The 13,497-nt window shown below is 55.4% G+C and carries 8 protein-coding genes; 4 read left to right on the plus strand and 4 right to left on the minus strand.

Going from position 1 to position 13,497, the window contains the following annotated elements:
- Positions 1 to 32 precede the first annotated feature (32 nt).
- Positions 33 to 2,285 carry a polysaccharide biosynthesis tyrosine autokinase gene (locus I6F35_RS13115; RefSeq protein WP_225118084.1) on the minus strand — a complete coding sequence of 751 codons (2,253 nt, stop codon included), beginning with the start codon at positions 2,283 to 2,285 and terminating at the stop codon, positions 33 to 35.
- A 539-nt stretch (positions 2,286 to 2,824) separates the two neighbouring features.
- Positions 2,825 to 3,928: a glycosyltransferase gene (locus I6F35_RS13120; RefSeq protein WP_225118085.1), complete on the minus strand. Its 1,104-nt coding sequence runs from the start codon at positions 3,926 to 3,928 to the stop codon at positions 2,825 to 2,827.
- Between the two features lie 335 nt (positions 3,929 to 4,263).
- Between I6F35_RS13120 and I6F35_RS13125 the strand changes: the two genes are divergently transcribed.
- Positions 4,264 to 5,700 carry a hypothetical protein gene (locus I6F35_RS13125; RefSeq protein ID WP_225118086.1) on the plus strand — a complete coding sequence of 479 codons (1,437 nt, stop codon included), beginning with the start codon at positions 4,264 to 4,266 and terminating at the stop codon, positions 5,698 to 5,700.
- A 47-nt stretch (positions 5,701 to 5,747) separates the two neighbouring features.
- On the opposite strand, the gene I6F35_RS13130 is transcribed toward I6F35_RS13125, so the two are convergent.
- Positions 5,748 to 7,511 (minus strand): endo-1,4-beta-xylanase, encoded by a 1,764-nt coding sequence (locus I6F35_RS13130; protein WP_225118087.1) that lies wholly within the window; start codon positions 7,509 to 7,511, stop codon positions 5,748 to 5,750.
- A 284-nt stretch (positions 7,512 to 7,795) separates the two neighbouring features.
- On the opposite strand from I6F35_RS13130, the gene I6F35_RS13135 reads away from it, so the two are divergent.
- Positions 7,796 to 8,905, plus strand: a complete 1,110-nt coding sequence (locus tag I6F35_RS13135) for a glycosyltransferase family 1 protein (protein ID WP_225118088.1) — start codon at positions 7,796 to 7,798, stop codon at positions 8,903 to 8,905.
- Between the two features lie 81 nt (positions 8,906 to 8,986).
- Positions 8,987 to 9,805 (plus strand): glycosyltransferase family 2 protein, encoded by an 819-nt coding sequence (locus tag I6F35_RS13140; protein ID WP_225118089.1) that lies wholly within the window; start codon positions 8,987 to 8,989, stop codon positions 9,803 to 9,805.
- Positions 9,806 to 9,898: 93 nt separating this feature from the next.
- Here I6F35_RS13140 and I6F35_RS13145 read toward each other — a convergent pair whose 3' ends face one another.
- The gene (locus I6F35_RS13145; RefSeq protein ID WP_225118090.1) at positions 9,899 to 11,020 is read right to left on the minus strand and encodes a glycosyltransferase family 1 protein; all 1,122 of its coding nucleotides are present in this window, start codon (positions 11,018 to 11,020) and stop codon (positions 9,899 to 9,901) included.
- Between the two features lie 651 nt (positions 11,021 to 11,671).
- Between I6F35_RS13145 and I6F35_RS40485 the strand changes: the two genes are divergently transcribed.
- Positions 11,672 to 13,180 carry a lipopolysaccharide biosynthesis protein gene (locus tag I6F35_RS40485; RefSeq protein ID WP_225118091.1) on the plus strand — a complete coding sequence of 503 codons (1,509 nt, stop codon included), beginning with the start codon at positions 11,672 to 11,674 and terminating at the stop codon, positions 13,178 to 13,180.
- The last annotated feature ends 317 nt before the right edge of the window (positions 13,181 to 13,497 follow it).

Here is a 13,497-nt window from a genome sequence, read left to right on the forward strand (position 1 = left end):
CAATGGTACGAATAGGAGTATGCGGCCAAGATCTACGCGGTTTCCGCCGAGGTTTTATCCTTCCTGTAATAGAGATATCGCCGGTCCGAATAATTCTCGAAGCGACGCATCTTGGCCTCATCAGCCTTGTTGAGAACGGCACCGAGCAAGCGCTCCGATACAACCGAAGAGGATGTCACCGCCTTGCGGATCTCGTCGGCCGACGTGCTGCCCCACTCCACAACCATAACGAATGCATCGAACAAATGAGCCACCGCTTGTACATCTACTACTGGCAGAATCGGCGGTAGATCGACGAGCACGTAGTCATACGTGTTCTTCGCAGATTCGAGCATTGCCTTTATTGAATACGAGTTCAGGAGGTCCGAGCTGTTCAAAGGTCCGAATTGCGTCGAGCACGGTAAGAAGTCGAACTTGTATCTGGGATCCGTGATCACCAGATCCTTGAGGGCGCGGTCGTCTGCGACTAGATTGAGCAGGTTAGGCCTGTCCGCATAGCCAAGCGACCTACTCATCGCTGGATTCCGCAGATCCGCGTCGATCAACAGGACGCGGCCACCGGCTTTTGCCACGAAGGCTGCAAAGCCTGCTGCGACGGTCGTTTTTCCCTCCCCAGGCAGAGCAGAAACGATTCCAACGATCTTGCCATCTCCAGGGTGAAGGTCGATCGCTACCTTTATGTAGCGTAGCGCTTCGGCAGTGGCGGAAAACGGTGCGACTTCGCTAATCTGCCGAAATGCTGTCACCTCCTGCTTAGCACGTGACGTACCGAGAGCGATCTTCTTCGGAAACATCGGTAAAACTGCAAGACAGTTCGTTCCCAGGAGATTTCCGATTTGCGCTCGGGTATGGATTTGGCGGTTCATCTGCTCCCTGACAAATGCCAGCATGGTGCCCAAACCTAGTCCACACAGCCCCGCCAGCGCGAGCGTTAAGCTGACTTTGGGCCAGCTTGGCAGTGCGGGAGGCAGCGCCGGCGTAACAACACGAGCCTCGGTTGACGGAAACGACTGTTGCTTCACGGTTTGAGTAAACCGCGACAGGAATGTCTCGTAGATATTGCGATATGTGTTCGCAGCAGTTTCCAATTCCCGCAAACGGACCTGCGCCTGCCGCGTCGCATTGGACTGCTGGAAGACCTCCGCCATACGCCTTTCAATGGAATCTTCTTGCGTTTTCGTGATTTGCAGCTCGCTCTTGTAGCTTTCGGCGATGCGCGCTACCTCGTCCCAAATTGCGCGTTGCAGCGCTGCCATTTCGGCACGCAGATTTCGGGCAGTTTGGTGATCCGCCCCGAAACGCCGAGCCACCTCTGATTCTTTGCTCTGATCTTCAAGAAATTGTTGCCGGAGCTTGGTTATGACCTGACTGTTGAGTGCGTCCGTGACCACGGGACTGGTAATATCAATGTTTCCCGTGTCGCGCCGTTGATCGAGAACCCCGTGTATGCGATCGAGCCTGGCTCGTGCCTGGCTTGTATCCGCACGCGCCTTAGCTAAGGCAATCCCGAGCTGATTGAGTTCGAGTTCGCTCGCCAACTTGCCGTCTACGCCGATGATGATGCTGTTTTGGGACTTGAAGTCCTGAACTGCTTGAAACCCATCACTCGCCTGCTGCCGGAGCCCCCCTATGCCTTCCTGTAGCCAGGTGCTAGCGCGGCGGGTTGCGTCAATTCTAGCCTGCGTCTGATCTTCGATGTACGCATCGGCGAACGCGTTGGCTATTTTCGCAGCTTTGTCCGGATCGAGGGAAGTATAAAAAATTTGTTCGAGATAGCTGCGCCCGAGCCGGGTGACGCGCAGATTTGCTTTGACCTTGGACAGAGCCTGGCGAATTAATTCTTGTTTCGACAACTCCTGTTTCGGATCGACGAACCCGAGCAGAGAGAATAGCCGGTCTTTAAGTCCTGCTCCCGTATCCACGAATTCCGGATCTTCGTCCAGGTGCAATCGCTGGATAACACTGAGAGCAACCTTATCCGATTTTGTCGTCTCGATTTCACTCTCGACGGCCGCATCTTCGATCGAGCGGTTGTCAGTCGACATTTCCGATTGGGTCCAGGTTACCCGTTTCGTGTCGATGATCATGTCCGCCTGGGCGGTATACTTCACAGGAGTCAGGACGATGTAGGTGGCCCCAAGGATCGTCGCACAACCGGTGACTGCGGCAATAAGACGCCACTGCCGGCTGAGAAAGTTACGGATCTCCAGCAACGGCTGTGTTCCGTTTTCCGAGTTGTCGACCTGGGAAGTCTGGTCGGGGCGGAATTGGCCAGCAATATTCATGCACATGCCTCAAACAAATCGGCCCACCTCGCGCAGGTTTTTAAGACGATAAGGAAGTTACTTTAGCGGATCTCACTTACTGTTTGGCCCAATTTACTGATACTGTTTGGCCCAATTTACTGACGTATCAGTTGTATTTGTCCTGAAAGTGCCAGGAACAGCTATCTGGGTTGGGTGAAACTTGCCTGCGTCTCCGCGGGAGCTGGCTGACGAATGAAACAAAACTCCCTTGCCCCGGCACTGAGATGCCAAGCAAAACCCACACACGCATTTAATGCCCCGAAAAATCGGGTGCGCCTATTCTCCGATTAATTGTTTCTGATTGCCCTTATAGACTAGCTTACGCAGTCCAAGGTAGCAACTGCGCTGTGGGAGCATTGCTGACAGATAGCGGATGTGGAACCAGCTGCGGGCCTTGCCGCCTCGTGTGCCAGGCCGAGTTGACGATAGAATTTCTTCCTGCCTGACCAGCATCGATTCAGGCTGTAATCGATGCCTCGTCGTTGTATCAATGCCATCAGTCAGTCCGCGGACTCTAATCAGGGCGTGTTCGTACTATTCGCGAGAAGACCGTCGACGTGTTTGCTCATCTTTTCAAAAAATTTCTCGCGGCCGAACTGCCTTGCGTGCGCCGCGATCTTCTGCGGGTCAACTCGTAGATGCGAGAGATTTCGGACCGCCGACGCGATCGCCTCAACTGACTGTTCGGCAAAGAAGATACCTGACAAGCCCTCTGCCACCGTCTCGGTAGCGCCGCCCCGGCCAAAGGCGATCACAGGACGCCCGCTCGCCATCGCCTCAACCGGCACCATTCCAAAGTCTTCCTCGCCTGGAAAGATCAAGGCGCGGCACCGCGCGTAATGCCGCTTGAGGACCTGAAATGGCTGTGAACCCATCACCGTAACGGTGGGGCCGGCGATCCGCCGAATCTCTTCGAGCATCTCGCCGCCGCCGATCACGACTAGCTTTAGTTTCATCTTGTTGAAGGCGTGAACTGCGAGGTCAGGTCGTTTGTAGGGCACCAGCTCCCCGGCCATCAAATAGTAGTCTTCAAGTTCGGAAGGAGCTGCTATCGCAAATGCGGCCGTGTCGACAGGTGGGTGAATAACGACGGACTCGACTCCATAATACTGGCGGATGCGCCTTGCGACGGTCGCTGAGTTCGCAACGAAACTGTCCACGCGCGCAGCGGACGCCAAGTCCCAGATCCGCAGATAATGCGCTAATGGCGGCATCATAAGGCGCGTCAATGGGCCGGCACGGCTCCGATAGTGGTGATACATGTTCCAGATGTAGCGCATCGGCGTATGACAATAGCAGACGTGGAGGGCGCCTGGCGGCGAAATAACGCCCTTGGATGGTCCGGATTCGCTGCTGAGGATAAGATCGTAGCCACGGAGATCGAGTTGCTCCAGCGCAAGCGGCATCAACGGAAGATAGATCTTGTACATACGTGACGCGCGCGGCAACGAACTAATGAACGTTGGAGTAATGCGGTGCCGGCGAATCTTCTCGGAAATCATCTCCGGAACGCAAACATGGGTGAAAATATCGGCGTCCGGATACATCTCGCAAAGCGCTTCGAGGACCTTCTCGCCACCGCGCATGCCGACCAACCAATAATGAACAATAGCGACTTTCATAGGTAATCCTGGTCCAATATAATGCGCGATATTGTCGGGACCATTCAATGGATAAGCGCCCCCCTCCAAATTTACGCAGCTCGGCAGCTGAAGTGTAGGGACCTTGAATAGTTGTATTACAAACGGCAAGGAGGATTGTACACCATTTCGTACCTGTCCTGAACCAAGCTCGTGCCGAGATATCGATCGGGCAACTTTCGATGCGGCCAACAGGCTGATCTGCGAACTGTATCCAGCGCGCTGAGGCTAGGCTAAGATTGGGCCCGCCAACGGCGATCGTGCGTTAAGTCTTGAAAAGGTAGAAAACGGACTCGGTACCAGCGAGAGCGAGACCTATGACCGTCGAATTGATCGGAATTATCACGCTACTCGCCGGACTCGTGGGTATCTTCTGTCCATCCGCCTTTATCGTTACGGCCTTCTTTTGCTCAACCCTGCTCGGATCGGCTGCTGCTTTAACTCTTCCAGCGTTGGGTGACACGAATATCCAGCCTGCTCACCTATTGCTCGGATTTATGGCCGCCAAGCTGATTAGCAATGGGGATCAGAAGAGAGTGCTCGCTGCACTCGTGATGGGCCGACCGGGCCTTTGGTTGATGTTGGCTGTCATTTGGAGCGCTATCTCCGCTTACTTTTTGCCAAGACTATTTGCAGGGCAAACGTTTGTGTTCCCGACGCGAACGTCCGGTTACAGTCTGCCGCTTGCGCCTGGGACATCAAACTTGACACAATCAATTTATCTCATCGGTGACTTTGGATGTTTCATCTTACTGTATGCGTACGCAACGACGTGCGGCGGTCGACGAGCAATGGAAAATGCGGCGCTATTGTGCGTCGTGTTGAATCTGGCGTTCGCCGCTCTCGACCTGCTGACCTATTACGCAAATGCAACCGAGCTGATGTCAATTATTCGCAACGCCAACTATGGATTGCTTAATGACACGGAGATGGTGGGGATCAAGCGTATCGTCGGATCGTTCACTGAGGCGTCTTCCTTCGGCGCTGCAACGCTTGGGTACTTCGCCTTCGCAGGCAAGCTCTGGCTCGAGAACATTCGTAGCCCGTTGACATTGGTACTCGCGGGTCTTTCATTTCTTGCTCTGTTGCTTTCCACGTCTTCAACTGCGTATGTCGGGCTGGCCGGCTTCATGATCATTGCCTTCCTTCATGTGGTATTCGACGCGGCGCGGCGGGCTACGACGCGACAAAGCATGTGGCTTCTTGCCACCATGCCGATTGTGGTCCCAATTGTGGTGATCGCCATTGCGCTGAACGAGACGTCGTCTGCCTATGTGAGCGGAATGTTCGACGAGCTCGTGTTCAACAAAATGTCCACCGCCTCGGGCGTCGAGCGATCGTTATGGAACGCGCAGGGGGTGCAAAATTTCGTTGATACGTTTGGAGCTGGGGTCGGGAATGGGAGTATGCGGGCCTCCAGTTTTCCCATTAGTGTCCTCGCGAGCCTGGGTGTCATTGGTGCAGTTACGATGACGCTGTTTCTTGTCTCTGTTTTCTTGAGCCGCTCGACAGGTGAGGATCGCGTCCGGAGTGGATATCGAAAAGCGGCGAAGTACGCCTGCCTCGGATGGCTAGTTGCGGCAACGGTTTCCGGCGCGCTCGTCGATCTCGGTTTGCCATTTTTCGCCTTTGCTGCCTTGGCCTGCTCGCGGAGCATAGAGCCGCTTGGTGCAATGAGCCCTGGACAACGGTCCCACGCCTCCGCTTTGCAAGCTGAAGGCGCGAGATTCAGCACAGTTTCGAGGGTCCGCTAGCTTCGCGCGAAGCTGCTTACTAGATCTTACGCTCTCGCTCAGCGAAATCAGCGCGATGCGTTCTTTTTTACTCTGACTTCCTTGACCAGGAATTCATTTGGTGAGGCGATAGCGTTTAGACGAAAATGCCATCCCCATTGGCCGACGAAGTTGACGTCCGCAATTTTCCATCTCAGCTCTTGCCATTCGTCGCTTTGCGTAACGGTCAAGAAACCGGCGTTGACGTAGCCGCTTTTGGATTCATAATCCAAACTCATGCCAGCCTCTCTCGCCGGTTCTGTGCGCTTAACAACTGCAGTAATCTCCAGTTCGCGGGTACCAAACGGCACAAACTGCGGCGTTACGGCGAAATAGACGTAGTGCCCCTCGGAGCCAGGTTTCGCGAAGTTCGTGCGGCGCCACGACGCGTTACCAATCTCAATCGGGATTGTTGTATCAGGATTGATTTGCCGGAGCCCATTCTCGACGTTGGTAGATTGTAAACGTGCAGTGACCTGATCCGCTACCGCATAGTTATCCCCCCAGAGCGACAGTCGATCCTGATTGGCTGCGGCATTCTGTACCAGTGCGTTTGGAACGTTGAGGACGAACTGAGGCACATCCGTGAGCGTCATCGCCTGACCAGCGGGGAGCAGTGTCGTATTTCCTGACAAGCCGACGACCTGGACGGCAGCATCGAATTTGACTGATGTTGCCGCCGGAGCCCATGCAGCCAATACCGCCTGATCTCTTCCGGAGAACATGAAGCCGTAGCCGCCGGATCCCAACTTCAGCCAGCCGATCCTCGCTGGCTTCGGACCGAGCAGGCTCGTGATCGTCTTCAACGCGTGATATGACGGTCGCAGCGTGAAATCGGCGCGAATAATCCCATGATCAGTTTGATCACCGTAGGTGGGGCCGCGCGCTTCAAACCAGAATACGCGTTGAAAACCTGAAGCGAGCGAGAGCAGATACGCCTTGGCCAACGTCACCGCTTGTCGCATGTCGGCTCGTCTTTGCGGTTTCGTCGGCGCTCGCGCGCCAATCTCCGTGATCCAGAGTGGCATATCGTTCCGCAAGTTGTTTGCAGCGAGCATGTGCCGTAGCGTCGGGACCATCGCGAGGAAATCAACCTCGCCGTTGTTTGCGATCGCGCCCAGTTTCTCGTACGGATGCACGCAAATGTAATCGAAATAGCCGGCCGCTCCGGCCTTGATCGCTGCGTCCAAGAAAGTTACGTCGAAATTGGCGACGCTCATACCGATCTGCGCCGTAGGGTCGATTTTCTTTGCTGCAACGGAAGCTTCTTTGACGAGTTCAGCGTAGAGAGCAGCATTGCCATTTTCGGCGAAGCTTCCGTTAAATTCGTTCCACACCTCCCAATATTTGACATCCTTGTGGTAGCGCGTGACGACAGCGCTGACGTAGTCCCTCCAAAACTGCATATCCTTAATTGGAAACTTTCGTGTTCCTCCATCCGCCGAGGCCCAGGATGCGAGATAGGCGAACACGTGAGTAAGATGAAGCCCGTTCGCCTGAGCATTCGCGACGAGCCGGTCCGTCTCCGCCCAACTAAATTGTCCAGGCGCTGGCTGTATGGCCTGCCATTCATAGAAAGCGCGCAGCCATTGCACGCCGGCCGTTCGAAGCAAGGGATTGAATTTTGGAAAATCAAAGAGCCACTCGGCGCCGGAAGCAATGCCCCAAGGACTGACATCAACCCGCGGATCGTCGGTCGCCCGGATCCTATCGGGGGAGGCTTGGGCATTCGCGGAGGACAAGATCTGAGCTTGCAGGGTCAGGCCGAGCACAAGAAGCGCCAGCAGGCGCATAAGGTGCCGTCGAGTTCTTCGATCTCGGGGTGCCCACGTTACCAAATTGTGGCCATGTGGGGCCGATACGATGCTACGGAAAAGTGTTTCCATAGTGCGCCTCATGCAAAGATACGGCGCGCAGGGGGTCGCCGAATTACGGATATCAGAAATGCGCTGCATTGTCATCTTGGCCGAAGCTGCGAAGCGTTGCCGGCGTGTCCGATCATGATTTTACAATTGCAGCCCTTCGCGCGGCGCTCGAGTAAGCGTTGAGCGCCAGGGCACAATGACTAGAGGGATCCTTGACCTTTCGCCGCTTGGCCATCAACGGCAAATTTCTCACCGCGGGACCGACGGGCGTTCACCGTGTCGCGGAGCAACTTATACATCAATTGGAAGGACGGGATGACGACTTCTCGGACTTGTTTAAAAATCCGCCGACGCTGATAGGACCGCCCAATCTGCACCTTCGTTCATTCGGTTCTTTTGACGTGGAATGTGGTGGCGTATTCCGGGGGCAGCTTTGGGAACAGCTCGATCTGCCAAGGCTGACGCGGCAGGATCTACTCCTGAACCTATGTAACTTGGGGCCAATGGCAAGCGCGGCCGCAATCACGATGGTACATGATGCCCAAGTGTTCGTCACACCCGACTCATACCGGTGGGGATTTGTGAGATGGTACCGCAACATCCTGCCTGTGCTAGGAAGGAGACACGCGCGTATATTGACAGTGTCGGAATTTTCGGCGGATGAGCTCGCGCGCTTCGGCGTTGCTCGGCGCGACCACATTTCGGTGATCCCCAATGGCGTCGACCATCTACTTGATCATACGTCACAGCCGCAAATCCTCGGTAGGCTCGCTCTGGGATCACGACGGTTCGTTGTTGGACTTGCAAACGTTCAACCGCATAAGAATATCGGCTTATTGCTCAAGGCGTTTGCTGCTTCGGAGCTCAGCGGTCTTAAACTCGTGCTGGTAGGAGCTTGTCGCCGGGAGGAGTTCGAGCAGTTAGGTCATGTTGTCTCACCGAACGTTGTTTTCGCCGGCCGCATAACGGATGGCGAGTTGCGTGCGTTGCTTGAGTGGGCCTTGTGTACTGCATGTCCATCGACAACGGAGGGTTTTGGACTGCCGCCCCTGGAAGGGATGACCCTTGGCTGTCCGGCAATTCTCGCGCCTTGCGGTGCGCTTACTGAAGTTGCGGGGGAGGCCGCTATGTTCGCCGCTGCAACGGATCCTAGGCAATGGGTGCACGCTATCCGTAGCCTCGTTGACGAACCTGCGCGCTGGGCCGAGTATTCACAGGCGGGTCGGGCACGTGCGGCCCTTTTTACCTGGAGACGGGCAGGCCAGAAGCTCGTCGAGGTAATTCGGGAAACCGCAACGCGCTTGCTTTCGGAAAGGCATTAGCTTGGAATGTCGACACAGCCGCCAAGCCGAATTGCTGTTGTGATAGCCAGCACCGGGCGATCAAAAGAACTCGGAAGGTGGATGGATCACGTGAGGCGCCAGACACTGCCTCCCTCCAAGCTGGTTTATGCCGTCGTGAAGTCGACGGACTTGCCGGACGACGTCCCAGAGGAAGTCATGGTGATCTGTTCGGAGCCCGGCCTGCCAATCCAGCGCAACGCTGCGCTGAAAGCAGTCATGCACGCCTGTGATATCGTAGCCTTTTTCGATGATGATTTTGTCCCTTCATCATTTTGTATTGAAGGGATCGATAGCTTTTTTCGTTTGTATTCGGATGTGGTAGCGGCGAATGGCACGATTTTAGCTGACGGCATTAATTCTGCTGGAATTGGATTTGGAGAAGCTATCGAGCTGGTGAGCCAGCACGACAAGCGTCCAAGGGGGAAGCCCGTCGTACTAGGCGAACTCGGTGGCCTGTATGGATGCAATATGGTCTATCGCGTGGCCGCCATCGGTGAAGAGCGTTTCGATGAAGAGCTTCCGCTATATGCATGGCAGGAGGATATCGATTTCGCTGCGCGCGTCGGCCGGCGTGGCCGCGTCGTAAAGACCAACGCGTTTTGTGGGGTACATCAAGGAGTCAAGGGCGCGCGGCTCCCTGGCGTACGGCTTGGATATTCGCAGGTCGTGAATCCAATCTACTTGAAGCGCAAGGGAACGCTTTCCGGACCGGAAGCAGCCAAGCTGATCTTCAAGAACATGCTCATGAATCATGCGAGGTGTTGCTTTCCGGAACCGTGGATCGATCGCCTCGGCCGCTGTAAAGGCAATTGGCTCGCCATTTTCGACGTAATCTTGCGCCGTGACCATCCGAAGAACATTTTGGCATTGCGGCGCTAGCCGAAGAAGCATCCGCGAGCGGCAAAAGCCAGCTGCTTGGGCATGGCTGGGTACACGCTGCGAGGCGCCGTTGGCTTTTTCGTCCCGGAGAATTTAGGCGTGCGCAGCCCTGGAGGCGGAAATTGCTGCAAGCATGAGGGCCGAGCGCCACGTTCGTACAGCGCGTTCCAGCGAGAAGCGTCCGATGCTTATACGAAGTCGATCCAGCCGAATCTTGCGCTGTTCCTCGCTTAAGCTGGCAAGGGATTTCATCCCTTGACTGATCTCCGCAACATCGAGGGGATTGACGTAGATCGCCGCATCGCCGGCCACCTCTTCGAGCGCGCCTCCCCGCGCCAGTAGCGGTACGAGGCTATGGCCGATCGCTTCGGCGGCAGGTAGGCCGAAGCCCTCCAGCAAGCTGGGCAGGACGAAGCCGGCAGCATTCTTATAGAGCCACCTCAGTTCTTCGTCGTTCACGTAACCGGGGAGGACAACACCGGACGTCCGACGCGCTAGCTCTAACACGTCTTCGGCTCCCGGTTCGGCGCCACCACAGATGACGTACCCGTAACCATTATCGGCAAGCTTTGAAGCCCTGAACGCCTCGATTGCGCGTAGCTGATTTTTGCGTGCGCCGACGCTTCCGACTGTAAGAAAGAACTTGGTGGGAATATTGCGCACTGGTTGCTCACAACCGCGCTCCATCCCGGTTCGAATCGGAGGGTGGACGATCTCCATCAGAGGAAAGTCCCCACCGCAAAGTCGAACGAAATCCTTGCGCGAGGCGTCGCTAACGAATAGCATCAATGGCTTTGCGGCCTTGATCCTATTGAAGGCGAGCGCATACAGTTGTTCGACTCCCGGGCTATAGAGGTGCGGATGCGTCAAAGGACCCATGTCGTGACACAACACGACATCGTGCGGCTTCACTCGGTAGAGGACGCACTCCCGCGGATCCGTAAAAACCATCGGACGAGGGTGAGAAATAGGCGGCACTATGCGGTAGCTGAAAGGCCTCTGCACCCGGATGTCGACTTCAATGCGGGCTAGTCTGCCAAGGACCCGTGCGACAGTCTTGGGCGGCAAATCGGTGCGCGATACTCTCCAGTAATAGCAGTTTCTGATGAGGTCTCGAGATGCCTCGATCATGTCCCTACAGAAAAAGTATTTCCCTGTGCGGTTGTTAAGCGCCAGCGTGAATTCACAATCCAAGGCGTGAGTGGGATCAGCCACAAAATCCTCGTCGATCGGTCAAGCAGTATAGCTTCTATTTGGAAAATCTAGTCTGATGCGCCTGGAACCGGGCTGACCTCACGCCCTGTTTGGGAGTTCGAACGGTTGCGCGTCTCACGGCTTTTAATCAATGCGCGTGCCATCGCTGCGGTAGATGTTGGCATCAGCTCAGCCCTGGTGACGACACCGTGCATGTGACTGGCAAATCGCGGTTCGCTCGATCCGGGTTCGGCCCTCTTTTCAGCAGTCGCTTGATCAGCTGTTGGATCGCTTGGCGGACGGGACTTTTGATCCGCTATCAGGTCTTGGAGCTTGCACGTGGTGCTCGCTTTCGCCCGAGAGGCAACTCGGTTTGCACGACGCGTCTGATTTATGCTGAGTTCTGGAATATTGTGCACTGCTTCGTTGGAGACTATTGTATCCGAATGTCTCAGCGGCGCAACCGGTTGAATGACGGATGGCGAGCAAAATTGGTTTGGCCGATTTCGTTGGGAGAAGCGCGGCATAACCATTTGCTGCTGTGTTGATAGGCCGTAGCCTCAACGACCGAAACGCCATAGCTGTTGGTCATTGGGTAGTTTGGCGGCGAGCGATGCACTTGTATTTGGAAGTTCCCCGAAGTCCTGTCTGCTGCGAGACAAGGAAATGTAGGTGGTGCAGTCTTCTCAAAAGGTAAGTGGTCGGGCAGCCGCGGGCGCGACGGTCCTCATTGCCTCTCGACTAGTAGCGCGTTGTTTCGATCTGGCGACCATAGTCGTACTTGGACGATTGTTATCGCCGGCGGACTTTGGTCTCGTCGCGATTGCGATGTCAGTTGTTGTGGTTGTCGAGGCTGTGTTGGACTTGCCCATCGGGCAGGCGATCGTTCGGCTTTCAGCACCCACCAAATCCCACTACGATACCGCCTTTACAATCAGTTTCCTGCGCGGGGCAGCGGTGGCGCTCGTTCTGTTCGCCATGGCGTGGCCGTTGGCCCATTTCTATGACGACGAGCGATTGATCGGATTGGTTTGCGTGCTTGCTATCTCGCCGGCAGCACGCAGCCTGCTTAGCGCGGGGATGATCGAATTCACGAGGAACTTGGACTTCAAGCGCTTTTCCTTCTGTGAATTCGTCGGCAAGTGCGCAAGCTTTGTTTTTGCGGTCAGTTTTGCTTGGGAGACCAGAAGCTATTGGGCCATAGCGGCAGGCACGGTCGCTTTCCCAGTCGTTGTCGCCATTGTCTCCTACATCGTTGCGCCTTACCGACCTGCGTTTACAGTTCGGGAATGGCGCCTGTTTTCTGGCTTTATCGGCTGGTCAACAGCTGCTCAGACGGTCAACGCGCTCAACTGGCAGATGGACCAACTGATACTCGGCCGTTTGATCAGTCGACCCGAACTCGGCCGGTTCTCGATGGCCGCGAACCTTGCTGCACTTCCAACACAGGTGATTGTTCTGCAGGCTCTCAATCCGCTGATGGTCGCTTTTTCGATGATAAGGGGAAACCACCAGAGATTGACGGCGGCCTATCGGAACAGTGCGGCGACGGTGGTCGCGATCGGACTGCCCATCATGATTGGGATGAGCTTGATGGCTGAACCCATCATTCGCCTCGTCCTCGGTGGACAATGGATCGACGCAGGCTGGATTCTGCGATTGCTCGCTCTTGCCCTGGTGCCTTCGCTGTTCGTCGCGCCCGTTGCGCCATTATCCATGGCGCTTGCCAAACCCAACATTCTGTTTCGGCTTAGCTTGATTGAATTTTGCCTGAAGATGCCGATCATCTTGCTCGGGGTCTACTACTACGGCCTTGCAGGCCTTCTCGCGGTACGTCTGACAATTTCGGTGCTGATGGCCGGATTTTCGATGCTTACGGTCCGCGAACTGATCGGTTTGCCATTGCGTGTTCAGGTGTTCGGTCCGTGGCGCTCAATACTTAGCTGCATCTTTATGTCGCTGACGGTTGTATCCTTTGGCGACTGGCTATCCGGAAGGGAAGATTATGGTTCGTTAGTGGGCGGACTTTCAACCGTCGTTGGTGCCTCCGCGCTGGTCTACATGATTTCTATGCTTCTGCTGTGGCGCGCCACTGGGTGCCCAGATGGGCTTGAATCAAGAGTGGTGGGAGCGGTACATCAGTTTTTGCAGAGCACGCTAAAACCGTCTCAAGAAGTGTGATCGGGAATACGAATATCTAGTCGCGCGAGCGTTCGATCGAGCTTGGAGTGCCCCTTATAGCAACGAGCCCTTTGATCCTAATCCCCGGTTATTTGTCTCGGATCGGCAAAGTAGGCCATATCGATCAATTCCGGATCTGATGCCGTCTTTCTCGCGTAGACCTGATAAATCGGAAGATGTGCTCGACGATGTTGCGGCGGGAATAGATCCACGCATCTATGGCTTGCTTCGGGCTGAGATCGAGTGCTTTGGCATTGGTCCAAAGATAATCGTCCCACATCAGGTAGCCGCCTTGGTTCAGCCGCAGCTGACGATCA

This window comes from Bradyrhizobium sp. BRP22 (assembly GCF_020194175.1).
GTDB lineage: Bacteria > Pseudomonadota > Alphaproteobacteria > Rhizobiales > Xanthobacteraceae > Bradyrhizobium.

Coding starts and splice junctions, on each gene's coding strand:
- I6F35_RS13115 (WP_225118084.1), bottom strand. CDS start 2,285: ATGAATATTGCTGGCCAATTCCGCCCCGACCAGACTTCCCAGGTCGAC.
- I6F35_RS13120 (WP_225118085.1), bottom strand. CDS start 3,928: ATGAAAGTCGCTATTGTTCATTATTGGTTGGTCGGCATGCGCGGTGGC.
- I6F35_RS13125 (WP_225118086.1), top strand. CDS start 4,264: ATGACCGTCGAATTGATCGGAATTATCACGCTACTCGCCGGACTCGTG.
- I6F35_RS13130 (WP_225118087.1), bottom strand. CDS start 7,511: ATGCGCCTGCTGGCGCTTCTTGTGCTCGGCCTGACCCTGCAAGCTCAG.
- I6F35_RS13140 (WP_225118089.1), top strand. CDS start 8,987: ATGGATCACGTGAGGCGCCAGACACTGCCTCCCTCCAAGCTGGTTTAT.